23 protein-coding genes are annotated in these 23,956 nt (G+C 65.1%); 8 read left to right on the top strand and 15 right to left on the bottom strand.

All coding sequences use genetic code 11. The features are described 5' to 3' along the window. Nucleotides 1-73: 73 nt before the first annotated feature. Nucleotides 74-841 carry a hydroxyacylglutathione hydrolase gene (gloB, locus tag ACXJMY_RS14445; RefSeq protein WP_456620011.1) on the top strand — a complete coding sequence of 256 codons (768 nt, stop codon included), beginning with the start codon at nt 74-76 and terminating at the stop codon, nt 839-841. A gap of 9 nt (nt 842-850) precedes the next feature. Further along, nucleotides 851-1,273: a cupin domain-containing protein gene (locus ACXJMY_RS14440; RefSeq protein WP_456620010.1), complete on the top strand. Its 423-nt coding sequence runs from the start codon at nt 851-853 to the stop codon at nt 1,271-1,273. Between the two features lie 115 nt (nt 1,274-1,388). Here ACXJMY_RS14440 and yddG read toward each other — a convergent pair whose 3' ends face one another. The 3 genes from yddG to ACXJMY_RS14425 form a co-directional block, all read right to left on the bottom strand. Next, nucleotides 1,389-2,258 (bottom strand): aromatic amino acid exporter YddG, encoded by an 870-nt coding sequence (gene yddG / locus ACXJMY_RS14435; protein ID WP_456620009.1) that lies wholly within the window; start codon nt 2,256-2,258, stop codon nt 1,389-1,391. Between the two features lie 165 nt (nt 2,259-2,423). Then, nucleotides 2,424-3,149, bottom strand: coding sequence for an acetoacetyl-CoA reductase (gene phbB, locus ACXJMY_RS14430; RefSeq protein WP_456620008.1), 726 nt, complete (start codon nt 3,147-3,149; stop codon nt 2,424-2,426). 240 nt (nt 3,150-3,389) lie between these two features. After that, entirely contained in the window at nt 3,390-4,568 is a 1,179-nt protein-coding gene (locus tag ACXJMY_RS14425) for an acetyl-CoA C-acetyltransferase (protein WP_456620007.1), read from the bottom strand. 304 nt (nt 4,569-4,872) lie between these two features. Here ACXJMY_RS14425 and phaR point away from each other — a divergent pair, with 304 nt between their 5' ends. Together phaR and ACXJMY_RS14415 are read left to right on the top strand one after the other, a co-directional pair. Further along, the gene (phaR, locus tag ACXJMY_RS14420) at nt 4,873-5,463 is read left to right on the top strand and encodes a polyhydroxyalkanoate synthesis repressor PhaR (protein ID WP_456620006.1); all 591 of its coding nucleotides are present in this window, start codon (nt 4,873-4,875) and stop codon (nt 5,461-5,463) included. A 243-nt stretch (nt 5,464-5,706) separates the two neighbouring features. Beyond that, nucleotides 5,707-6,324 carry a class I SAM-dependent methyltransferase gene (locus tag ACXJMY_RS14415; RefSeq protein WP_456620005.1) on the top strand — a complete coding sequence of 206 codons (618 nt, stop codon included), beginning with the start codon at nt 5,707-5,709 and terminating at the stop codon, nt 6,322-6,324. Nucleotides 6,325-6,497: 173 nt separating this feature from the next. Here the strand turns inward: ACXJMY_RS14415 and ACXJMY_RS14410 are convergent, their stop codons facing one another. Further along, nucleotides 6,498-7,385: a branched-chain amino acid aminotransferase gene (locus tag ACXJMY_RS14410; RefSeq protein ID WP_456620004.1), complete on the bottom strand. Its 888-nt coding sequence runs from the start codon at nt 7,383-7,385 to the stop codon at nt 6,498-6,500. Nucleotides 7,386-7,520: 135 nt separating this feature from the next. Here ACXJMY_RS14410 and ACXJMY_RS14405 point away from each other — a divergent pair, with 135 nt between their 5' ends. Continuing rightward, nucleotides 7,521-8,456 (top strand): alpha/beta hydrolase, encoded by a 936-nt coding sequence (locus tag ACXJMY_RS14405; RefSeq protein ID WP_456620003.1) that lies wholly within the window; start codon nt 7,521-7,523, stop codon nt 8,454-8,456. A 45-nt stretch (nt 8,457-8,501) separates the two neighbouring features. Here the strand turns inward: ACXJMY_RS14405 and ACXJMY_RS14400 are convergent, their stop codons facing one another. Further along, nucleotides 8,502-8,750, bottom strand: a complete 249-nt coding sequence (locus ACXJMY_RS14400) for a hypothetical protein (protein WP_456620002.1) — start codon at nt 8,748-8,750, stop codon at nt 8,502-8,504. 248 nt (nt 8,751-8,998) lie between these two features. Between ACXJMY_RS14400 and ACXJMY_RS14395 the strand changes: the two genes are divergently transcribed. After that, a complete protein-coding gene (locus tag ACXJMY_RS14395; RefSeq protein WP_456620001.1) occupies nt 8,999-9,832 on the top strand; it encodes a hypothetical protein in 834 nt (277 codons plus the stop codon). 46 nt (nt 9,833-9,878) lie between these two features. On the opposite strand, the gene ACXJMY_RS14390 is transcribed toward ACXJMY_RS14395, so the two are convergent. Beyond that, entirely contained in the window at nt 9,879-10,439 is a 561-nt protein-coding gene (locus ACXJMY_RS14390) for a carboxymuconolactone decarboxylase family protein (protein ID WP_456620000.1), read from the bottom strand. Between the two features lie 155 nt (nt 10,440-10,594). Between ACXJMY_RS14390 and ACXJMY_RS14385 the strand changes: the two genes are divergently transcribed. Further along, a complete protein-coding gene (locus ACXJMY_RS14385) occupies nt 10,595-11,170 on the top strand; it encodes a hypothetical protein (RefSeq protein ID WP_456619999.1) in 576 nt (191 codons plus the stop codon). Nucleotides 11,171-11,198: 28 nt separating this feature from the next. Here the strand turns inward: ACXJMY_RS14385 and ACXJMY_RS14380 are convergent, their stop codons facing one another. Together ACXJMY_RS14380 and ACXJMY_RS14375 are read right to left on the bottom strand one after the other, a co-directional pair. Then, entirely contained in the window at nt 11,199-12,347 is a 1,149-nt protein-coding gene (locus ACXJMY_RS14380; RefSeq protein WP_456619998.1) for a PLP-dependent cysteine synthase family protein, read from the bottom strand. A gap of 57 nt (nt 12,348-12,404) precedes the next feature. Continuing rightward, nucleotides 12,405-12,869 (bottom strand): Lrp/AsnC family transcriptional regulator, encoded by a 465-nt coding sequence (locus tag ACXJMY_RS14375; RefSeq protein WP_456619997.1) that lies wholly within the window; start codon nt 12,867-12,869, stop codon nt 12,405-12,407. 163 nt (nt 12,870-13,032) lie between these two features. Between ACXJMY_RS14375 and ACXJMY_RS14370 the strand changes: the two genes are divergently transcribed. Further along, complete coding sequence (locus ACXJMY_RS14370) at nt 13,033-14,046, top strand: 1-aminocyclopropane-1-carboxylate deaminase (RefSeq protein WP_456619996.1); 1,014 nt, start codon at nt 13,033-13,035, stop codon at nt 14,044-14,046. Between the two features lie 284 nt (nt 14,047-14,330). On the opposite strand, the gene recQ is transcribed toward ACXJMY_RS14370, so the two are convergent. The 7 genes from recQ to ACXJMY_RS14335 all read right to left on the bottom strand — a co-directional run bounded on the left by recQ (nt 14,331) and on the right by ACXJMY_RS14335 (nt 23,918). After that, nucleotides 14,331-16,196, bottom strand: a complete 1,866-nt coding sequence (gene recQ / locus ACXJMY_RS14365) for a DNA helicase RecQ (protein ID WP_456619995.1) — start codon at nt 16,194-16,196, stop codon at nt 14,331-14,333. Between the two features lie 248 nt (nt 16,197-16,444). Further along, nucleotides 16,445-17,188 carry a polysaccharide deacetylase family protein gene (locus tag ACXJMY_RS14360; RefSeq protein WP_456619994.1) on the bottom strand — a complete coding sequence of 248 codons (744 nt, stop codon included), beginning with the start codon at nt 17,186-17,188 and terminating at the stop codon, nt 16,445-16,447. 105 nt (nt 17,189-17,293) lie between these two features. Then, nucleotides 17,294-18,295, bottom strand: coding sequence for a homoserine O-succinyltransferase MetA (gene metA, locus ACXJMY_RS14355; protein WP_456619993.1), 1,002 nt, complete (start codon nt 18,293-18,295; stop codon nt 17,294-17,296). Between the two features lie 12 nt (nt 18,296-18,307). Then, complete coding sequence (locus ACXJMY_RS14350) at nt 18,308-19,609, bottom strand: O-acetylhomoserine aminocarboxypropyltransferase/cysteine synthase family protein (protein ID WP_456619992.1); 1,302 nt, start codon at nt 19,607-19,609, stop codon at nt 18,308-18,310. A gap of 368 nt (nt 19,610-19,977) precedes the next feature. Then, nucleotides 19,978-21,567 (bottom strand): amidase family protein, encoded by a 1,590-nt coding sequence (locus ACXJMY_RS14345; protein WP_456619991.1) that lies wholly within the window; start codon nt 21,565-21,567, stop codon nt 19,978-19,980. 123 nt (nt 21,568-21,690) lie between these two features. After that, a complete protein-coding gene (locus tag ACXJMY_RS14340) occupies nt 21,691-22,725 on the bottom strand; it encodes an aldo/keto reductase (RefSeq protein WP_456619990.1) in 1,035 nt (344 codons plus the stop codon). An 11-nt stretch (nt 22,726-22,736) separates the two neighbouring features. Beyond that, nucleotides 22,737-23,918: an MFS transporter gene (locus ACXJMY_RS14335; RefSeq protein ID WP_456619989.1), complete on the bottom strand. Its 1,182-nt coding sequence runs from the start codon at nt 23,916-23,918 to the stop codon at nt 22,737-22,739. Nucleotides 23,919-23,956: the final 38 nt, after the last annotated feature.

The following is a 23,956-nucleotide window of genomic DNA, read 5'->3' as shown; positions in this document are numbered from 1 at the left end:
CGCCGAATATTGCATTGCCTGCGCAACGTTAACGCCATATTTGTCTGGCGGGGCTGAGCCCGATGGAGATGTCATGGCCGCCGAAATTCGTACTTTCACCTGTTTAAACGACAATTTCGGCTATTTGATCCACGATGTGGAAACCAAGGCGACGGCCTCGATCGACGCGCCGGAGGCCGGTCCCATCCTCAAGGCGCTGGAGCGCGAGGGCTGGCAGCTCACCGACATCCTGATCACCCATCATCACGGCGATCATGTCGGCGGGGTCGCCGAACTCAAGCAGAAATATAATTGCCGCGTCGTCGCGCCGCATGACAAGACGACGAAGATCGCCAACGTCGATTTGCGCGTCGCCAATGCCGACGTGGTCAAGGTCGGCAATTTGCTGGGGCGCGTGCTGGAAACGCCCGGCCACACGCTCGACCACATCTCCTACGTGTTCGACAACGAGAAGACGCTGTTCGCCGCCGATACGCTGTTCTCGATCGGCTGCGGCCGCGTGTTCGAAGGCGACTACCCGATGATGTGGGATTCGCTGTTGAAGCTGCGCGCCCTGCCCGACGACTTCAAGCTCTATTGCGGCCACGAATACACCGCCTCCAACGTCAAGTTCGCGCTCAGCATCGATCCCGACAATCCGGCGCTCCAGGCGCGCGCGGCGGAGGTGGCGAAGCTGCGGGCCGAGGACAAGCCGACCATTCCGTCACTGCTTGGTGATGAGAAGCGAGCAAACGTGTTCCTGCGGGCCGATGAACTCTCGGTCGCGACCAGGCTACACATGCGGGGGGCGGATGCAGCGGCGGTATTCGGCGAGCTGCGCGAGCGCAAGAACAAGTCCTGACGGGGATCGATGCCAACCGCAGCCGAGATCATCGCGCGCCTTGAACTCCGACCGCATCCCGAAGGCGGCCACTATCGCGAGACGTTTCGCGACCAGACCACGGACGCCAATGGCCGTTCGCGCTCGACCCTGATCTATTTCCTGCTGGCGCGCGGCGAGCGTTCGCACTGGCATCGCATCGATGCGGTCGAGAGCTGGCACTATTATGCCGGCAGCCCGCTGACGCTGCGCATCGCCCATGATGGCTGCTCCCAGCACGTGGTGCGCCTCGGCACCGATCTCATGAGCGGCGAGCGGCCGCAGGCCATCGTGCCGGCAGACGCCTGGCAGATGGCGGAAACCACTGGCGAGTGGACGCTGGTCGGCTGCTCCGTGGCCCCCGCGTTCGAGTTCGCAAAGTTCGAGCTGGCGCCGAAGGGCTGGGAGCCGTAGGGCCACACCGTCATTCCGGGGCGCCGCGCAAGCGGCGAACCCGGAATCTATCTCGCCACCATCGACGCGGATAAATGGATTCCGAGTTCGCACTTCGTGCGCCCCGGAATGACAGTCATCGTTTCCGCAGCACCATGTCCTTTGCCGCAATCAGGCCGCCGCCGGCGATCAGGATCGCGGCGATGGCGATGTTGGCGCTGGCCTTGGCGAAGCCGGCGGCGATGAGAAAGCCGGTCGATAGCAGCGGCGTTGCATAGGAGGCGGCGCCGAGCACGCGGATGTCGCCGCGCTTCATGCCGATGTCCCAGGCATAGAACGCCGCCCCCACCGGGCCGATGCCGAGCGCGATGACGGAAAGCCATTGCAGCGTGGTCTCCGGCCACACGGTGGTTTCCAGCACGGCATGCATCAGCGCAGCCAGCACTGCCGTGGCAAGGCAGAATCCCGCGACCGCATCCGTCGGCACCGCCTTCAGTCGCCGCGACAGCACCGAATAGGTCGCCCAGACGAAGGCGGCGACGAACGCCGCGATCAGCCCCGGCAATTGCCCCGGCGCGAAGCCGGAGGTGTTTCCGGCGAACAGCAGCACGGTGCCGACGAGGCCGAGCACGGCACCAACGATGTGGTGCATGGCAAGCCGCTCGCCGGGCAGGAACGACGAGAACAGCACGATCAACAGCGGCCARAGATAATTCAAAAGGCCAGCTTCGGCCGGCGGCGCGAAGCGCAGCGCGAGGAAATAGAGCGCGTGATAGCCGAACAATCCGCCGACGCCGACGACCCATACCACGAGCGGCTGGCGCAGGCTCCTGGCCGCCTCGCCGCGGCCGATCCAGGTGAGGAGGCCGACGAGACCGCCGATCGCGAACGTCATCGCGGCAAGCTGAAAGGCCGGGATTTTTCCGGTCGCCACCGTCATCACCGAGAGCAGCGACCACATCAGGATGGCGGTCAATCCGATCAGCGTCGCGGTGCGGGGAGTCATTTAGAAATTACCTCGTCATTCCGGCATGGCGCGACAGCGCCAGACCCGGAATCTCGAGATTCCGGGATCGGCTCTTCGAGCCGCCCCGGAATGACAGTGCACCATGCCCGGGACAAGCCCGGGCATGACGACTTCGCCAATATCAGCCAGCGTGATGCGATTGCATCACACCATGTACTGACCGCCGTTGACGGTCAGCGTCGAGCCGGTGATGGCGCCGGCCTCGTCGGCGGCCAGGAACACGACCGCGCGCGCGATCTCCTCGGGCTCCCCCAGGCGGCCGATCGGGATCAGCGGCAGGATCGCTTTTTCCAGCACGTCCTTCGGCACCGCCTGCACCATCTCGGTGTTGATGTAGCCCGGGCAGATCGCGTTGACGGTGACGCCGCCCTTGGCGTTCTCCAGCGCCAAGGCCTTGGTGAAGCCGATCTCGCCGGCCTTGGCCGCGGAATAGTTCACCTGGCCGAATTGGCCCTTCTGTCCGTTGATCGAGGAGATGTTGACGATGCGGCCGAACTTGCGCCCGCGCATGCCTTCGATGACCTGCCGCGACATGTTGAACAGCGAGCCGAGATTGGTGCCGATCACGGCATTCCATTGCTCGAGGCTCATCTTGTGGAAGGCGCCGTCCTTGGTGATGCCGGCATTGTTGACGAGCACATCGATCGGGCCGACCTCGGCCTCGACCTTCTTCACGCCCTCGGCGCAGGCGTCGAAATTGCTGACGTCCCATTTGTAGACGGCGATGCCGGTCTCGGCCTTGAACTTCTCCGCCGCAGTATCATTGCCCGCATAGCTCGCCGCGACCTTGTAGCCGGCCGCCTGCAGCGCCTTGCTGATCGCCGCTCCGATGCCCCGCGTACCACCCGTCACCAATGCAACACGTGCCATATCGTATTCCTTCCCTTGGACTCTTCGGACGTTTCTGAGTGATCGTTTTTAGATGCGGATTATGCGGGACGTTTGACGGACATCAAGAACAAAACGCCCGGCGTCGAGCCGGGCGTTTCTCTTTAGTCGAGGCGTGCGCGGTTGCGAAGAATATTTGATTTGCAACCGCCGCCTTTTTAATCGCGTGCAACGCACTCAGTCGTGTGTGCAGCGCACGCGCAAGTTACGCGCAGGCTGTCTTCAGTCGCGCGCGATGCACATCGCAATGCCCATGCCGCCGCCGATGCACAGCGTGGCAAGGCCCTTCTTCGAATCGCGCTTCTGCATCTCATGCAGCAGCGTCACCAGCACGCGCGCGCCGGAGGCGCCGACCGGATGGCCGATCGCGATCGCGCCGCCGTTGACGTTGACCTTGGAGGTGTCCCAGCCGAGGTCCTTGTTGACGGCACAGGCCTGCGCCGCGAAGGCCTCGTTGGCCTCGATCAGGTCGAGGTCGCCGACATTCCAGCCGGCCTTCTTCAGCGCGGCACGCGAGGCCGGGATCGGGCCAGAGCCCATGATCTTCGGATCGACGCCGGCCTGCGCCCACGACACGATGCGCGCGAGCGGCTTCTTGCCTTCCTTGGCAGCCTGCTTCGCGGTCATCAGCACAACGGCGGCGGCGCCATCATTGATGCCGGAGGCCGAACCGGCGGTGACCGTGCCTTCCTTCTCGAAAGCTGGCTTGAGCTTCGCCATCCCGTCGAGCGTTGCACCATGGCGCGGATATTCGTCGGCGCTGACGACGATGTCGCCCTTGCGGGTCTTGATGGTGACGGGAACGATCTCGTCGTTGAACTTGCCGGCCTTCTGCGCGGCCTCGGCCTTCTGCTGCGAGGCGACCGCGAACTCGTCCTGCTGGGCGCGGGTGATCTGCCACTGGCGCGCGACGTTCTCGGCGGTGTTGCCCATGTGGTAGCCGTTGAAGGCATCCCACAGGCCGTCCTTGATCATGGTGTCGACGAACTCGACCGGGCCCATCTTGACGCCGCCGCGCAGGTACTGGGCGTGCGGAGCCATGCTCATGGATTCCTGGCCGCCGGCGACGACGATCTCGGAATCTCCGTTGAGCAGAGCCTGATAGCCGAGCGCGACGGTGCGCAGGCCCGAGCCGCAAAGCTGGTTCACGCCCCAGGCCGGGCTTTCGACCGGAATGCCAGCGGCAATCGAGGCCTGGCGGGCCGGGTTCTGGCCCTGAGCGGCGGTCAGGATCTGGCCCATGATGACTTCGGAAACCCGGCCGGGCTCGATGCCACCACGCTCCAGCGCGGCCTTGATGGCGATGGCGCCGAGGTCATGGGCGGGAAGGGTCGCGAACGCTCCGTTGAAGCTTCCGACCGGGGTGCGGGCGGCGCTGACGATGACGACATCGTCTGACATGGGCATCTCCTGGGGTTGATAGGGGGCAGACGGGGCTGGGAAACGGCTCGCCAGTCTCGAACGGCATCCTGTTAACGTCGTTGAGGCATGTCAATCGGCTGGTGACCGAATTCATGCCGCAGCGCATCCAAAATAGCGTTCTTGGCGATTTCGCAAGCACGTTTTTGCTGTGCAATTAACCGTGCCGCACAAAACGGTAGCGTGAGCCCGTTGAAAATGCTTATTTTGTTGCGTTGCGTACTCTTCCCGCCCTGCGGCATTGGCCCTGCAGGTTCCCGTTCTCAGCGTTTGCAAGTGAGAGCCCATGGCGAAATCAGACCAACCCACCACCATCAAGAAATACGCGAACCGCCGGCTCTATAACACCGGAACGAGTACTTACGTGACGCTGGAAGACCTCGCCGCCATGGTCAAGGACGGCGAAGATTTCCTGGTCTACGACGCCAAGACCGGCGACGACATCACCCGCTCCGTGCTCGCCCAGATCATCTTCGAGCAGGAGAACAAGGCCGGCCAGAACCTGTTGCCGACCACCTTCCTGCGCCAGCTCATCCGCTTCTACGGCGACAGCATGCAGATGGTGGTGCCGAAATATCTGGAGCAGTCGATCGCAACGCTGACCCAGGAGCAGGAGAAGTTCCGCAAGCAGATCGCCAACTCGCTCTCCGGAACCCCGTTTGCGCCGCTGGAGGAACAGGTCCGCCGCAACATGGAGCTGTTCCAGCAGACTTTCTCGATGTTCAAGCCCTTCGTCCCAGGCCGCCCGGCGACAGCCGCCGAGCCGGAGCCGGATGCGACCGCCGAGCCGGCGAAGGACGCCAACATCGACGATCTGCGCCAGCAGATGAAGGAGATGCAGGAGCGCCTCGAGCGGATGTCGAAGAAGGAAGAGTAAGTCCTCTCGTTCGCCTCAGCGCGGCCGCCTGCCGCGAGCGTTTGCCTGGCGATTCTGCGCCAGTCATTTCATAATGTCGTCCTGGCGAATGCCAGGACGCATACCGCGTGATCTGTCGGTCAAGATCGACAGCAGTACCGAACGGCAAATCATCGCCAAACTGCTTCCTGGGGTAATTGCGACGAGCGCAAGCGCTCGCGCGGAGGTCCTGGCTTTCGCCAGGACGACGCTGGAGAAGCCGCCATGTCCGACCGCAGCACCCATTGGGACAAGGTCTACGCCACCAAGGGCGAGGCCGAGGTGAGCTGGTTTCAGGACAGCCCGGCGATCTCGCTCGAGATGATCAGGGCCGCGAATCCGGATCATGACGCGGCCATCATCGATATCGGCGGCGGCGCGTCGCGGCTGGTCGATCGCCTGTTGCAGGAGGGATATCGCGACCTCGCCGTGCTGGACATCTCCGCCAATGCGCTCGACGCAGCCAGGCAGCGAATCGGCCAGGCCGCCGCGGGGGTCGACTGGATCGTCGCCGATGTGACGACATGGCATCCGGCGCGACGCTTCGAGGTGTGGCACGACCGCGCGGCATTCCACTTCCTGACCGATCCGCGCGACAGGGCCGCCTATGTCGAGCGCCTGCGGTCGGCGGTTGCGCACGGCGGCCACGTCATCATCGCCACGTTCGCACCCGACGGTCCGGAGAAATGCAGCGGTCTGCCGGTGCAGCGCCATGACAGCGCGAGTCTTTCAGCGGAGCTCGGGCCGGAGTTCGCGCTGGTCGAGTCGCGTAGCGAGACACATCACACGCCGTGGAATTCGGCGCAGGCGTTTCAGTTCAGCCGGTTTCGGAGGCGCGGCTAAGAGGTAGCTGTCATGCCCCGCCACCGGGTCTCGCCTTCGCCGAGCCCGATGACAGGCTCCGGCGGGGCATCCAGTACGCCGCGGCCCATCGGATCAATCACTGCTGCCTCTGGAATACTGGATCGTCCGCCTTCGCGGACGATGACAGCGGAGTCCTTGGCGCGTATGCGAGCCTACGCCGCCAGCTTCACCGCATGCGCAAAGTCCCAATAGAGCTTGCGCGCCCTGGTGTAGAACGGACCCGGTTTCAGCTCGCGCTCGTCGATGCGGATCACGGGCGCGACCTTGGCGAAATTGCCGGTGGAGAAGATCTCGTCGGCGGCGACGAAGTCCGCATAGCGCAGCGTCTTCTCGACCACGGTGACGCCGTCGGCGCGGAGCAGGCCGATCACGCGCTGGCGCGTGATGCCGTTGAGGAAGGTGCCGTTCGGCACCGGCGTGTAGACCACGCCGTCCTTGGCCATGAACACGTTGGAATTGCCGAACTCCGCGACGTTGCCGAGCATGTCGAGCATCAGCGCGTTCTGGAAGCCGCGCGAGGCGGCCTCCGCCAGCGCGCGCGAATTGTTCGGATAGAGACAGGCCGCCTTGGCCTCGACCGGCGCGCATTCGGCCGTCGGCCTGCGGAACGGCGATAGCGTGATCGCGTTGCCGACCGGCTTCGGCATCGGCGCCTCGTAGATGCACAGGCACCAATTGGTGGTCTCGGGGTCGAACAGCACGCCACCGCCTGAACCGTTCTGCGCCCAATACATCGGGCGGACATAGAGCTCGGCATTGGCTCCGAAGCGCGCAATGCCTTCTTTTGCGAGCGTGAGCCAGGTGCCGGCATCGACCACCGGCTTCAGGCCAAAATTGATCGCGGACTGATTGGCGCGGGCGACGTGACGGTCGAGATCGGGCGCAACACCCTCGAACGCGCGCGCGCCGTCGAACACGACCGAGCCGAGCCAGGCGGCATGCGTGCGCGGGCCCATGATCGGCACGTTGCCGTCGTGCCATTCGCCCTCGAAGAAGGTCCAGCTCGGCGAATATTCGATGGCTTTCTTGATCTCGGCCATGACCGGCCTCCCCTTGGAAATATCCAGGCACTATTGTCCCAATTTCTAAACGATTTGCTGCGGGCTTTCACCCTCCCCTGGAGGGGGTAAGACAGAGCAAACCGGTTATAGTACCGACCAAGCTACGGAGGCCCCATGCCGCTCGATCCGCTTGCAAAGCGTTTGTTGACCATGATGGCTGCCGCGACGCCGCAGGCGCGGAGCCGGCCGGGCGTGGAGGCGCGGCGACAGTCGCTGGCGAAGCTGATGCAGTTTGCGCGCGCTGACGCGCCGGGTGTGACGGCGTCCGACGGTACGCTGCCCGGCTCCGGCGGCGAACTGCCCTACCGCCTCTATGTGCCCGCGAGCGCCGGGGAGCGCGCGCCGGGCTTCGTGTTCTTCCATGGCGGCGGCCTCGTCGCCGGCAGTATTGCCACGCACGACCGCATCGCTGCCGGGCTTGCGCATGTGACCGGCTGCCGCCTGGTCTCGGTCGACTACCGGCTTGCGCCCGAGCACAAATTCCCCGCCGCCGTCGACGACGCGATCGCCGCCACCGAATGGGTCGCACGCGAAGCCTCCTCGCTCGGCATCGACGCCGAGCGGCTGGTGGTCGGCGGCGATTCTGCCGGTGCGACGCTAKCCGCGATCGTATGCCAGGAGGCGCAGCAAAGCGCAGGCCTCTCGATCGTCGCGCAATGCCTGATCTGCCCGGTGCTGGATTTCGAGGAGACCTCGCCTTCGCGCGAGGAATTTGCCGAGGGACATCTGATCGACCGCATCACCATCGAGGCCGATCTCGCCGACTATGTGCCCGACGGCGTCGATGCCGCCGACCCCCGCATCTCGCCCCTGCGCGCAACGCGGCTTGCCGGCCTGCCGACGGCGATCATCCACACCGCGGAGTTCGATCCGATGCGCGACGAAGGCAATGCCTATGCGCGCAAGCTGCTCGCCGCGGGCGTCGCGGTCGAGCATGTCGGCCACGATGGCATGGTTCACAATTTCCACGCCATGGGCGCGATCCTGCCGCAGGCGCAGCTCGTGCTATCGCAGATCGGCGAACAGGTGCGGCGGGCTGTGGAGAAATGAGGGGCGCCATGTCCCTCTCCCACAGGGGGAGAGGGGAAGAAAGAACTACGCCCGCGCGTCGAGCACGGCTCTTGCCGCCACGATGTATTCCGGCCAATGCGCGTCCGCGTAGCGCTCGGCCTGGCGCGTGCAGGTGACGTCGGGCGCATGTGCCGCCGCGATCATCCGAGCAAAGCGCTCTTCGGCCACCGTCGTATCGTCGGTCACGGGCGCCGGCGTCGCGATGGCCACGGTGGCTGGAGCCACGGCGAGCCCCGCGATTCCGGCGAGCAGGATGCGGCGTGACGTATTCATGGCGGTCGTCCTTCATGGTCCGGCCTGCACTCTGGCGGGCGAGTGTGTCAGTGCGTTCACGCGAGAATAACCGCGCACATCCGCCCAGTCCATCGCCTGCGGATAGCGCTTGACCATCCCAACGATCACGTTCCATCTAACGAGCTGTTCCGCCATCGGGGCGCCACGCGTCGGATCGTCACGTGTCTCATCGCAGCCAATCGTCCCACCCGGCGCGGCGCGCTTTCGCAAGCGGATTGGTCTGCCTGATGGCGTCGGCAGGCGGCGCCTTCGCCTCTGACGAGGACGCAGCCGCGAAGCCGGCTGTTCCGAACATCTATCTCGATCTGCGCACGACCTATGCGACGATCCCGGCGGGAACGCTCGGGCTCGGCTTCGGCAATACATCGCTGTCGGCCGCGTTCGCGGCGCTGGCGGCGCGCAGAGGCGATGCGCTGCCGAACGGATTGCCGGCTGCAAAATTGATTGCCGTCGATCTGCMGCTGACCGTCGATGTCAACGATAGCGTGTCGCTCTATGGCGGCGTGTCCGGGACGACGACGGACATCGGCGGCGGCTGGTCGACGTTCGACATCACGAGCTGGAACATCGGCGTGCAGGCCGACCTCTACCAGCAGAACGGCGGGAGGATCCCGACGATCACGCTGCAATCCACCCTGACGCAGTCGGTGCCCAACGAGCCCGGCATGACGAATTCGTTCAACAACATCCTGGAATTCGACTACGCGCTGGACGAGGACGAGACGCGGGGCTGGCTTGCCGGCGTGCAGTACACCTCCACCGACATTGCCAGCTCGGTCGCCAGGATCAGGCCGAACACGATCGTCTATGCCGGCGGCTATTACCAATGGCCAAGCAACTGGAAGTTCACCGGCCGCCTCGGCGTGCAGTCGTTCGGCGGCGCGCAGCGCGTCAACCGCGCGCTTGCGCAGTCCTTCACCCAGCCGATCCTGCGGCTCGACCTCGATCGCATGGACGACAACGACAACCGCCTGTTCGGCATCACTGCCCAGATTGCATGGATGCCGAAGCCGTCCTACCAGGTGACGCTGCGAACGCCGCTTTACGCCGTGCGCAACTGACCGCCGCCGCCCATGAACAAGGCGGCGGAGTGATCGCACCGCACGTCTAGTCCGGCACCGGCACGTCGAACGTGTTGAGCGTGACCGAGACCATGCAGTAGACGCCGACGAGATAGGACAGCTCGGCCGCACCGTGCTCGCCGAATTCCTTCACTGCGGCCCGGTAGGTCAGCTCCGGCAGCACGCCGCCGCTCACCAGCGCGGAGGCCATGTCATAGGCGACCGCCTCCTGCTTGGTCAGGTCGACCGGCCGCTGTCCGGCCACGATGGTCGCGAGCTTCTCGTCGGAGAGGCCGCGCTGCTCGGCGACCAGCACATGGGCATAGAGCTCGTAGCCGGAGCGGAAATGCGAGCCGGTGACGAGGATCGCGACCTCGCGCACCGCTGCCGGCAGCAGCGGATTCGACGCGATCGCCTTGACCAGGTCCCACACCGGCTTGCCGAAGCGCGGCTCGCGGATCCAGGGATTCCAGGGCCCGAGCAGCGCGCCGTCCTCGCGCATGTTCACAAAACCCTTGAAGTGGTCCTTGATGCCGGCCCGCATGTCGTCATAGAGCGGCTTCTGTTCGTCGGTCAGCTCTTTCGGATCGAGAATGGGAAGGCGCACGGTGGGGGTCTCCTCGTTAAGAATGGCTGACGGTCGCTTGCACAGGCATGCAAGGCAAGTGAAGTTGCCGTGACGGTCGTGCGATTTTACAAGTGGTGTAGAGACGTCCGCACAACCATGCTATGTCCCAGTATTGGTTATCGACGAGTCATCGAATGACCGATCTCATTGTCGGACTTGATAGTTGGGTTATTCAGGACGGCAACTACGGCGATTTCGCTCAAGCGACAAGCGTCTCATTCGCGCTCGAATTCTACCCGGTAGTCCCGCTTCCAAAGTGCGGTCGATTTGACCAAAAAGCTCCATCACTTAAGCAAATCGTGGAGAGTTCTTACCAAGTTGTTGGCCAAGTTGTGCATGCACAAGATGATTGGTGGGTACTGGACGCCGGCATGCTCATGTATTGCGACGGAAAGCCTCCTGACAATGCTCGCCTGGACGCCTGGTTGGAAGGACTAATCTTCATCGGAGTAGACCCATTCTTTTACTTCGAAAGTCATGCGCACCAGCCCGGCGCGCCCGCCTTGGTCTACGATTGGAATATCGACAAGATTGAAATGGAGACAGGCCCTTTCATTGAAACAAAACCAAAGCACTTTGAGCGAGATCCCGAAAAATGCGGATGGCAAGAGGTTGCCAAGACCGATGCATGGCGCGAACAGGGTCCCTATCTGCTCCACTGTACGCGCCTGGGTGGTCCGCGCTGGCCCAAAGGCAAGGATCGTCCGTGACTGGCGCCCGCCGTATCGCCTCAGCGCATTATGCACTTTGCGCATTGACGACGTCGTCGACGTCGAGCCTCAAGGGCTCGCCTGTTTCGAGGAACGACGACAACGCCGCCTCGACCGGCGCCGGATCGAGCCCGCGCGCCTTCAGCCATTCCGGCTCGTAATAGGTCTGCCGATAGCGCTCGCCGGAATCGCAGATCAGCGTCACCAATGATCCGGTCTGGTTCGCCTGTCGCATCTCCGCGGCGAGCCGGCACAGCGCCAGGAAATTGGTGCCGGTGGAACCGCCGACCGCGCGGCGCAGCCGGCGCGACAGCACGTTCATCGCCGCGATCGACGCCGCATCCGGGATCTTCATCATGCGGTCGACCACGCCCGGCACGAAGGAGGGTTCGCAGCGCGGCCGGCCGACGCCTTCGATCAGCGAAGGTTTTTCGCAAGTCCGAGAGCGGTCCTGCGAGCGGAAGCAGTCGAAGAAGGCGGAATGCTCGACATCGGCGACGCACAGCCGGGACGGATACTGGCGATAGCGCAGATAGCGGCCGATGGTCGCCGAGGTGCCGCCGGTGCCCGCGCCCATCACGATCCAGTCCGGCAACGGGTGCGGCTCGCCCTTCAACTGCGTGAAGATCGATTCGGCGATGTTGTTGTTGCCGCGCCAATCGGTGGCGCGCTCGGCGAAGGTGAACTGGTCCATGTAGTGGCCGTTCAGCCGGGCGGCGAGCGCGCCGGCCTCCGCATAGAGCGCGCGGCCATCGTCGATCAGATGGCAGTTGCCGCCATAATGCTCGATCGCGGCGATCTTCTCCGCCGAGGTCGTGCGCGGCATCACGGCGTAGAAGGGCACGCCGATCATCTGCGCGAAATAGGCTTCCGACACCGCGGTCGATCCCGACGAGGCCTCGACCACGGGCGTGCCTTCGCGGATGTGGCCGTTGCAGAGCGCGTAGAGGAACAGCGAGCGCGCCAGCCGGTGCTTCAGGCTGCCGGTCGGATGCGTCGACTCGTCCTTCAGATAGATGTCGATGCCTGATAGCGCCGGCACGATCAGCCGGATCAAATGCGTGTCGGCCGTGCGGCACTGGTCGGCCTCGATCGCGGCGACGGCCTCGTCGACCCAGCCGCGCCGGTAGGCCGGTCCGGCCGGATCGTGGTGGCGGAAGGGGGGCATCGGCATCATCAAGCGATTCCTGGACAGCGTACCTCTCACTACCACGGGCCGCGCTGTCCGCGCCGCTCAAAACTCCAGTGGCGCATTGTCGACGACCTCCTTCATCACGAAAAAGGTGCGGGTCTGGCGCACGCCGGGCAGCGCGATCAGCTGCTCGCCATGGATACGGTTGAAATCCTCCATGTCGCCGACGCGGATCTTCAGGAAATAGTCGAAATCCCCGGCGACCAAATGGCAGTCGAGCACGAATTTCAGCTTGGCGATCGCCTGCTCGAAGATCGCGAAGCTTTCCGGCGTCGAGCGGTCCAGCACGACGCCGACCATCACCAGCGTGCCCTTCGCCACCTTCTTCGGCGCCACCATGGCGCGGACGGCGGCGATGAAGCCGTCCTCGAACAGGCGCTGGGTGCGCCGATGGCAGGTCGCGGGGCTGATGGCGACGGTTTCGGCCAGCTCCGCATTACTGAGACGGCCGTTATTTTGCAGCAATCTCAATATCTTAAGATCGACGCGATCTAGCCGGGACGGCATGGAAGAAACTTCCGCTTTTAGATAATATTCTGAAAGAAATACTATCCTAATTGGCATATCTTGCAAGATAACCTGCAATACGGGCGCAGCATTCGAGAGCACATTTCTCCCCGCGCATGCTAGTCGCTACGGCCAGCTCAACGCCAATCGGGATGATCCTCTGATGCTGGAAAAATTCGCGCGCTATCCGCTGACCTTCGGTCCGACGCCCATCGAGAAGCTGGAGCGGCTGTCAAAGCACCTCGGCGGCAATGTCGAGATCTATGCCAAGCGCGAGGACTGCAATTCCGGCCTCGCCTATGGCGGCAACAAGCTGCGCAAGCTCGAATACATCATCCCGGACGCGATCGCCTCGAACGCCGACACGCTGGTCTCGATCGGCGGCGTGCAGTCGAACCATACCCGCATGGTCGCGGCGGTCGCCGCCAAGATCGGCATGAAGTGCCGCCTGGTGCAGGAAGCCTGGGTGCCGCACGAGGACGCCGTCTATGACCGCGTCGGCAACATCATGCTCTCGCGCATCATGGGCGCCGACGTGCGCCTGGTCGACGACGGCTTCGACATCGGCATCCGCAAGAGCTGGGAAGAGGCGATCGAAGAGGTGAAAGCCGCGGGCGGCAAGCCCTACGCGATCCCCGCCGGCGCCTCCGTGCATAAATTTGGCGGGCTCGGCTATGTCGCCTTCGCCGAGGAGGTGCGCAAGCAGGAAGCCGAGCTCGGCTTCAAGTTCGACTACATCGTCGTCTGTACCGTCACCGGATCCACGCATGCCGGCATGCTGGTCGGCTTCGCCGCCGACGGCCGCGCGCGAAAGGTGATCGGCATCGACGCCTCGTTCACGCCGGCGCAGACCAAGGCGCAGGTGCTCTCGATCGCGCAGAACACCGCCAAGCTCGTCGAGCTCGGCAAGGACCTCGTCGCGGACGACGTCGTGCTGATCGAGGACTACGCGTATCCCGCCTATGGCGTGCCGTCGGAGGAGACCAAGGAAGCGATCCGCCTCACCGCGCGTCTCGAAGCCATGATCACCGACCCCGTCTACGAGGGCAAGTCGATGCAGGGCCTGATCGACCTGACGCAGAAGGGCTATTTCGAGAAGGGTGCCAAGATCCTCTACGCCCATCTCGGCGGCGCACCGGCGCTGAACGGCTACGGGTATGCGTTCAGGAATGGGTGAGTGAGGGCCTAGACTGTGGCCACATCTTCGGTGTCGTCCCGGCGAAGGCCGGGACCCATAACCACAGGAAGTGGTTATGCGAAGAACGTCGTCGCGCCTGCCCTAAGATAGATCACGCGGTATGGATCCCGGATCGGCGCTCCGCTTCGCTGCGCTTGTCCGGGATGACGTGTGGAGAGAGTGTCTATAGCCCGGATGGAGCGAAGCGCAATCCGGGACTGGCACGATATGGAAAGACTGCCCCGGATTTCGCTGCGCTCCATCCGGGCTACGGGTGAGGACGCTTACCGCGTCCGCACGATCTGCAGCAGCTCATCCCCGTAATGCTCGAGCTTCTTGTCGCCGATGCCGGGCACGTTGCGCAATTCGTCGAGCGTGGTCGGCCAGGCCCGGACGATGCCGTCGATGGTGGCATCGTGCAGCACCACATAGGCCGGCACGCCGCGCTCGCGCGCGATCTCCGAACGCCAGGCCCGCAGCCGCGCGCGCAATTCGGGATCGACATCGCCTTGCGGCGCGTTTGCCGCCGGCGCCAAATCGCCACGGCGGGACTTGGCACGGCTTGACCGGATGCGGGTGCCGGGCGCCTCCTCGCGCAGCCATATGTCGGTCTCGCCGCGCAGCACGCCGCGCGCGGTCTCCGTCAGCTTCAGCGCGCCATAGGCTTCGCTGTCGCTCTGCAAATGCCCCATCGCCACCAGCTGCCGCAGCACGGTGCGCCACTGCTTCTCGTTGAGCTCGCGCCCGATGCCGAACACCGACAGCTTGTCGTGGCCGAACTGCGTCACCTTCTCGGTCAGGCGTCCGATCAGCACGTCGATCAGATGCATGGCGCCGAAGCGTTGCCCGGTGCGATAGGCACAGGACAGCAGCTTTTGCGCCAGCACCTTGCCGTCGCGCATTTTTGGCGGCGTCAGGCAGTTGTCGCAATTGCCGCAGGTCTCGCCGTGCACGGCCTCGCCGAAATAGCCGAGCAGCCGCTTGCGCCGGCACTGCGCGGTCTCGGCGAGCCCGACCAGCGCATCGAGCTTACGAATCGAGACCCGCTTGAAATCATCGGAGCCGCTGGACTCATCGATCATGCGGCGCTGCTGCACGATGTCCGAGAGGCCATAGGCCATCCAGGCGGCGGACGGCTTGCCGTCGCGGCCGGCGCGCCCGGTTTCCTGGTAATAGGCCTCGATGCTCTTGGGCAGATCGAGATGGGCGACGAAGCGTACGTCCGGCTTGTCGATACCCATGCCGAAGGCGATGGTCGCGACGATGACGATGCCGTCCTCGTTGAGGAAGCGGTCCTGGTTGCGCGAGCGGATGCTGCCATCGAGCCCGGCGTGATAGGGCAACGCCCGAATGCCGGCGTCATCGAGCGCGGCGGCGACTTCCTCCACCCGGTTGCGGGACAGGCAATAGACCACGCCGGCGTCGCCCGCATGGCGCTCCCGGATGAAGTCCTTCAGCTGCGACACCGCGTTGCGCTTGTCGACGATCTCGTAGCGGATATTTGGGCGGTCGAAGCTGGAGACGAACTGCGGACTGCTCCCGAGCTGGAGCCGCTCGACGATCTCCTTGCGCGTCAATTCATCGGCGGTCGCGGTCAGCGCGATGCGCGGCACGTCCGGAAAGCGCTCGGCGATGATGGAGAGGCCGACATATTCGGGGCGGAAATCATGGCCCCATTGCGAGACGCAATGGGCTTCGTCGATCGCGAACAGCGCCACCTTCGCCTGCGCCAGCAGCGACAGGCAGCGCGGCGTGACCAGACGCTCGGGCGCGACATAGAGCAGATCGAGATCGCCCGCGATCAGGCGGCGCTCAATGTCGGAGGCCTCTTGTGGCGTCAGCGACGAGTTCAGCGCGGCGGCATTGACGCCCGCCTCGATCAGGCCCGCGACCTGGTCGCGCATCAGCGCGATCAGCGGCGACACCACGATGCCGCAGCCCTGGCGCAGCAGAGACGGCAATTGATAGCACAGCGACTTGCCGCCGCCGGTCGGCATCAAGACCAGGCAGTTGCCGCCCTCGGTGACATGCCGGATGATCTCGCCCTGCGCCCCGCGAAAGCCCGGCAGGCCGAACACCGAATGCAGCACCGACAGCGCGTCGCGGCCGTCGGCGGATGCAGGCAGCGAGGCGGTGGAGGGGGCGGACATGGGCGGAACAGGACCGGGCCGTGAGATTCGACACAACGCCAGTCGCATGACGGCGCGGGCGTGGCAAGTCCATCTTCTCCCTCTCCCCGCTTGCGGGGAGAGGGTCGGGGTGAGGGGGAGTCTCCGCAAGGGAGGTGACAGACGGACTCGTGGAGAGTCCCCCTCACCCGAATCGCATCTGGCGATGCGATCCGACCTCTCCCCGCAAGCGGGGAGAGGTGAAAGGGCCCTCTGGGAGAAGGAAAAGGCTACGCCCCGATCCGCCGCAGCGCTTCCGCGACCGTCACGATCGGCATGTTGCGCGTCTTGGCCGCCTGCAGCGCGTGGCGCAGCAGGGCCGGCGTGCAGCCATAGGGGCTCGGTGCATCCACGACGTCATGGCCGTAGAAGATCAGCCAGCCGCCGCTCGCGATCGCCTCGTCGAAATAGCGGTCGATGCCGGCCTTATCGATCTCGCAATCGACCAGAGGCGAGGCGCGCAGGAACTGGAGGTCGACGACATCGCGGTTGACGCCGGGAAGGATGCCGCGCGCCGAGCGGAAGGTTTTGGCGAGCTGCGGTTTGCGCCAGACCGAGGCGAGGCCATACGGATAGGCAAAATTCTCCAGCGTGATCGAGGAGTCGACAGCGCGAAAATAGCTGCGGTTCCGCTCGATCTCGCGCGCCATGGCGGCCTCGTCGAGATCGACTGCGCGCAGGTGCGAAAATGTGTGGCAGGCGATCTCGTGCCCGCTGCGATGCAGCCGCACGATCGCATCGTTCGACAGGCCGCGCCAGTGGTCTCCCGGCTGGTCGATCAGGCTGCCGGCGAGATAGAACGTGCCGCGTCCACCGTGCGCTTCCAGAAGCTGCGCACCCTCGCCTGCGGCACTGTCGGGCGCATCATCGAAGGTGAAGCTCACCATCGGCGCATGCGCCGGCAGCCGGTGCGGCGCGGTGCGGAAATGCCGGGCCAGCCGATTGCTCACGCGTCCCTGGAGTGCCGACAACACGACCGCGTTTCCTGTTTGCCCCGACCTCGTCACTGAAGCATTCGTGCATCGCCCGAGGCAAGCTTCGCACTTCGTTAATGCTAATGCCGCGCCAACATCCTTTGCCTAGCGTGCCGGTAGCGCCGCCTCGGTATCGGCGGCGAGATATTGCAACCAATTGCGGAAAAGCGCCGCCGCGGCGCTGCCGGCCGCGATATCGGCGCGCAAAGCCAGTCCCGGCAGCTCGTTGCTGAGGGCCGGATGGCGCTGGTGCCTCGCCCGCTTCTCGAACCGTGCGAGCTTCTCTTCCGTCGCTGCGTCAAAATAACTCACGGGCACCGCCGGATAATTCTCGCGCTCGCGCGCGAGGTAGCGGCCGATGTCGCGCAGATATTCGCGCTGAAGCGACAGCGCGTCATATTCGGGATGGCCCTGGAAGAAGACGAAGCGGCTGGCATATTGCCGGACGAATACGTCCACCCCGGCCTCGCGCGAGCGCGTCAGCACCTGATAGCCGTGTTGCGCAAGATCGCTCTCGGCGACCTCGTTCAGCCGTGAATGCGAGACCTTGAGCGGGGCGGGCGCCGCACGCGTCAACGGATCGCCCGTGACGGCCTCGCAGTCGAAGATGCCATGGCACTTGGCCGGCAGCCGCCGCCGTTCGATGCGATCGAGATGCAGCACCGCGGCATGCGCGGCCAGGCACGACCAGATCGTCGAGCGCGTGTTGACCTTGGCCCAGTCGATCAGATCGGTGAGATCGCGCCAGTACGGTTCCTGATCGAGCTCGGGCGCGACCGGCTCGGCGCCGGTCACGATCAGCCCGTCGAACTTTTGGCGCTTCAGATCGGAGAGATCGGAATATTCGCTCTCGACATGCCACATCGCTTCCGGCGAGCGCCTGACCGACGGCAGCGAAAAGCAGTGGAAGCGGATGCGGCGCGGACCCGCGGCTGCCTGAAGCAGCTTCATGAACTGCCGCTCGGTCGCCTTCAGCGCCGGATCGGGCATGTTGTTGATCAATCCGATGGTGAGCTCGGCGCCGCCGCGGTCGCGTGCGAGATCGCCCTCGGCCGGCACCAGCGCCGGGCTCGGCACACCCTGATCCTTGTCGATCAAGATGCTCATCGGCCCGGCCGCCTACTCCGCGGCCTGAAGGCGCGCCGACGGGCAGGCCTTTTCCAGCGCCTGGTCGATGTCCTCGATGATGTCAGCGGAATGCTCGATGCCGATCGAGAGCCGGATCGTCTCCGGCAGCACACCGGCCGTACGCTGCTGCTCCGGCGACATCTGCCGGTGCGTGGTCGAGGCCGGATGGCAGGCCAGCGACTTGGCGTCGCCGATATTGACGAGGCGCGTGATCAGCTTCAGCGCGTCATAGAAGGCCTTGCCGGCTTCCATGCCGCCCTTGATGCCGAAGGTGAACAGCGAGGAGGCGTTGCCGTCGAGATACTTCTGCACCAGCGGATAATAGGGACTGTCCGGGAAGCCGGTGTAGTTGACCCAGGCCACGCGCGGATCATTGCGCAGGAATTCGGCGACCTTGCGCGCGTTCTCGCAGTGGCGCTCCATCCGCAGCGCCACGGTCTCGATGCCCTGAAGCAGCAGGAAGGCGTTGAACGGCGACAGCACCGAGCCCATGGTGCGCTGATAGATGCTGCGCGCGCGCTCGATATAGGCGGTCTTGCCGAAGCGCTCGGCATAGACCAGCCCGTGATAGGAGGCGTCGGGCTTGTTGTAGCCCGGGAAGCGGTCGGCATACTTCGCCCACGGAAAGTTTCCGGAATCGACGATGGCGCCGCCGAGCGTGGTGCCGTGGCCGCCCAGGAATTTTGTCAGCGAATGCACGGCGATGTCGGCGCCGTAATCGAACGGCTTGAGCAGGATCGGGGTTGCGACCGTGTTGTCGACGATCAGCGGCACGCCGTGGGCATGCGCGATCTTGGCGAGCGCTTCGATGTCGCAGACATTGCCGGCGGGATTGCCGATGGTCTCGGCGAACACGGCACGGGTGTTCTCGTCGATCAGCTTCTCGATCGCCTCCGGCTTGTCGCTCTCGGCGAATCGGCCGACGATGCCCTGGCGCGGCAGGATGTGGGAGAGCAGCGTGTGGGTGGTGCCGTAGAGCTGCGGCACCGAAACGATGTTGCCGCCGTGGTCGGCGACGTTGACGAAGGCGAAATGCAGCGCTGCCTGGCCGGTCGCGACTGCGAGCGCGCCGACACCGCCTTCGAGCTCGCTGATGCGCTTCTCCAGCACGGCGCTGGTCGGATTGGCGATGCGGCTGTAGCGGAAACCTTCGGCCTCGAGATTGAACAGGGCCGCGCCGTGATCGGCGCTGTCGAAAGCGTAGGCTGCTGTCTGGTAGATCGGCACCGCGACCGCGTGCGTGGTGGCTTCGGGTTCGTAGCCGGCGTGAATAGCGATCGTCTCGTTACGCATCGTCCACCTCCGCGTGGAGCGGGCCGCACTTAATTGGCCGTGATGGGCATGTGCGTTGTCCGCCGTCCTCGTGTTAGAGGCGGGTGGTAAAGCGGACAATAATTCGTCTACAGATCGAGGAAGTAACCCTAACGGTTGTTGGTGAATTGGCTAAAATTTGAGTCAATTTGAATTAATGAATCGGTGCGGTTTGGTACGCCTCGCGCAGTGCTTTCCTTCTCCCCTTGCGGGAGAAGGTGGCGCGAAGCGCCGGATGAGGGGTCTCTATCCACGAGGCAAAATCTGCGTTCGCGGAGAGAGACCCCTCACCCGTCTCGCCGCTTTGCGGCGAGCCACCCTCTCCCGCAAGGGGAGAGGGTGAGGATCACCTACTCCATCGTCTCCCACAGACGATGAGCGAGCACACCCACACGCTTCTCGATCGCGGCCGCCGCGTCGAGCGCGAGGTCCTCGCGATAGCGGCCGGCGATGAGTTGCACGCCGATCGGCTTGCCGTCGTGCAATGCCACCGGCACCACGGCGCCGGGCAGGCCCAGCACGTTGATGGCCGAGATGAAGCGGATCTCGCCCCAGAAGATCTCCTGCACGCGCTCGGCGCTGACGGTGTCGTCGCGCGGGCCCGGCGTCGGCTTCACCGTGGTCGGCGCCAGCACCACGGGGTACGCCTCGAAAAACAATTGCCAGGCGCGGATATGGCCGTTGCGCGCGGCGGTGGCGCGCATCCAGGCCGGCAGATCGAGCACGTTGGCCTTGGTCTTCATGCCACCCCACGCCTTGTGGAAGTCTTCCGAGGTGACCTTCAACATGCCGGCTTCCTGCATCACCACGGTCTCGTTGGTGATGATGTCGCACCAGGTCTGCCAGACGCCGTTGATGTCGGGCACATCGACCTCGCTGACGCGATAGCCCGCGCGCTCCAGATGGTCGGCAGCCTGGCGCAACGCCGCGGTGACCGACGGATCGACGTCCATGTCCTCCGGGATCTTGGCGAGCGCGACCTTGATCGGTCCCTTCGGCTTCGGACCCACCAGTGGCGCCGGCACCCACCAGGGGTCGCGCGGATCGCGCTGGCTCATCACCTCCAGGCCCAGCCGAACGTCGGCGACGTGGCGGGCGAGCGGCCCCTGCGCCGACATCAGATGCGCCAGCATCGGCCGCTCCGCCGTTGCGCTCTGGTTGAAGGCGGGGATGCGTCCCTGCGTCGGCTTGATGGTGGCGATTCCGTTGCAATGCGCCGGCCAGCGCAGCGAGCCGCCGATGTCGTTGCCATGCGCGATGGTGCCGATGCCGGCGGCGACCGCCGAGCCCGCGCCGCCCGAGGAGCCGCCGCAGGTGATGTTCGGATCCCAGGGGTTGAGCGTCAGCCCGTGCAGGGGATTGTCGGTGAAGCCGCGGAAGGAGAATTCCGGCGTGTTGGTGAGGCCGAGCACGATCGCACCGGCCTTCTTCAGGTTGCGCACCACCGGCGAATCCGACGGCGCAATGAGGTTCTTGTTCGCCGGCACGCCGTTGAAATTGGGCCGGCCCTCGTAGTCGACGTTTTCCTTGATGGTAACAGGCACGCCGTGCAGCAGGCCGAGCTCGCCGCCCTTGGCGCGCTGCTTATCCGCCGCATGGGCGGCCTTCAGCGCTTCCTCGCTGAGATCGACGACCACCGCATTCAGCCTGGGATTGACGGCCCGCATCCGCTCCAGATGCGCCTCCACGGTCTCGACCGCGGAGATTGCCCCAGTCCGGATCGCGGCCGCGGTGTCGACCGCCGACCATTGCCAGGCCTGCCCCTTGGGACGGCGCGCCGCGGCTGATTTGCTGCGGGCGACCTTCTTGACTGGCTTCTTGACGGTCTTCTTGGCCGGCTTCGTGACGGCGCCCTTGCGGGCGGTGGTCTTCTTGCTCGAGGTCTTCGCTACCGCTTTCCTGGAAGCACTTTTCTTCTTGGTCGCCGTCTTCTTCGCCACGTCGCATCTCCTGAAATTGCGCGGCGGACGTTACGGAGGGCGATGCGGCCTGTACAGCATCGTTTCTGCATGGCGCGCTGGTGGGAGCGGCCAATGCGACGAATTGTCCGCGATTGCCGACGCTCACACCGGCGGCGGATTCAGCCGCGCAAACCCTTCCTGGATGCGATAGGGGTAGTAGGGATAAGGCGGCATCACTGCGCTGGCCTCGTCGAGCCGCTTGATCTGATCCACGCCCAACGACCAGCCGACCGCGCCGAGATTGTCGCGCAGCTGCGCCTCGTCGCGGGCACCGATGATCACGGAGGAGACCGTGGGACGGGACAGCAGCCAGGCGATCGCGACCTGCGGCACCGTGCGGCCGGTCTCGGCGGCGATCACGTCCAGCACGTCGACGATGGCGTAAAGCCGCTGTTCGTCCACGGGCGGGCCGAATTGCGCGGTGGCGTGCAGGCGGCTCTGTTGCGGCAGCGGCTGGCCGCGGCGGATCTTTCCGGTCAACCGGCCCCAGCCGAGCGGGCTCCAGACCAGCGCACCGACACCCTGGTCGCGTGCGAGCGGCATCAGCTCCCACTCATAGTCGCGGCCGAGCAGTGAATAATAGATCTGGTGCGCGACATAGCGCGGCCAGCCGTGGCGATCGGCGACCGCAAGCGACTTCATCAACTGCCAGCCGGCGAAATTGGAGACGCCGACATAGCGCAGCTTGCCGGCGCGCACGAGCATATCCAGCGTCGACAGCACCTCCTCGATCGGCGTGAAGGCATCGAAGGCGTGGAGCTGGAGCAGGTCGATATGATCGGTGCCGAGCCGGCGCAACGCTGCCTCGACCGAGGCAAGCAGGCGATGCCGTGACGAGCCGGCGTCGAGCGGACCGTCGCCCATCGGCAAGCTCATCTTGGTGGAGATCAGCACCTTGTCACGGCGGCCCTTGATCGCCGCGCCAAGGATCTCTTCCGATGCACCGTTCGAATAGACGTCGGCGCTGTCGAACAGGTTGACGCCGGCGTCGAGACAGATGTCGATCAACCTGCGCGCCTCCTCAGTGCCGCTGCGGCCCCAGGCCGAGAACAGCGGTCCTTGGCCACCAAATGTGCCGGTGCCGAAACTGAGGACGGGGACTTTGAGGCCGGAGGCGCCGAGATTGCGGTAGTCCATGTGCTCCTCCCCTATTCCGCCGGGCATGCCGCGATTGCGGCCTGCGTGCGGTCAAGCCTCAGACTCCACAGTGCCAGCACGAGGCCGATCGCCGTGATGCCGGCCGCGACCAGCGGCAGCGCGGAAAGCCCGAGCCCGCGATCGATCGTGATACCGCCGGCCCAGGCGCCGAGCGCGTTGCCGAGATTGAACGCCGCGATGTTGAGGCTCGAGGCCAGCGTGCGGCCGCTGGACCCGGCGGCCTCCAGCACGCGAAGCTGAAGCGGCGCGACGGTGGCGAAGGCGGCCACGCCGAGCAGCAGGATCAGCGCGATGGCGAGGATCTTGATCGACAGCACGGCGGCCAGTCCCACGAGCACGATGGCGAGCGCGGCGAGCGTGCCGATCAGGGCGCGCGCCAGCCCACGGTCGGCGAGCTTGCCGCCGGCGACATTGCCGATCGCGAGCCCAACGCCGAACACCAGCAGGATCGGCGAGACCGCCGCTTCCGAGAAGCCGGTGAAACGCGTCAGGATCGGCTGGATGTAGGTGAAGACGACGAACAGGCCGGCGAAGCCGAATACGGTCATGGCAAGCCCGAGCAGCACCTGCGGACGGCCGAGCACCGCCACCTCCTCGGCGAGCGAGATCGGCTTGTCGCCATTGCCGACATGGCCGGGCACCAGCGCCGCCACCACCGCAAACGCGATCACGCCGATCAATGTCACCGCCCAGAACGCCGCGCGCCAGCCGAGCATCAGGCCGAACCAGGCGCCGAAGGGCACGCCGAGCAGGGTTGCGACGGTGAGACCGATGAACATGGTCGATATGGCGGAGGCGCGCTTGTCCTCGGCCACGAGGCTGGTCGCCACCACCGAGCCGACGCCGAAGAAGGTGCCGTGGGCGAGCGAGGTCAGCACCCGCGCCGCCATCAGCAATTCGTAGTTCGGCGCCAGCGCGCAGGCCGCATTGCCCAGCGTGAAGATCGCCATCAAAGCGAGCAGCACGGTCTTTCGCGGCAGGCGTCGCGTCGCCAGCGTCAGCACCGGGGCGCCGACGAACACGCCGAGCGCGTAGCCGGAGATCAGCAGACCCGCGACCGGGACCGAGACATGCATGTCGGCGGCGACCTGGAGCAGCAGGCCCATGACGATGAATTCGGTGGTGCCGATGCCGAAGGCACCGGCGGTGAGCGCGAGGACGGCGGGAGGCATGCGTGGCTCCAATGCGAGGGACGAGCCACGCAGATAGC

The sequence above is a fragment of the Bradyrhizobium sp. P5_C12 genome (assembly GCF_054049735.1).
Note: the sequence above shows the minus strand (reverse complement) of the source record. Positions and strands in the feature narration are given on the sequence as shown.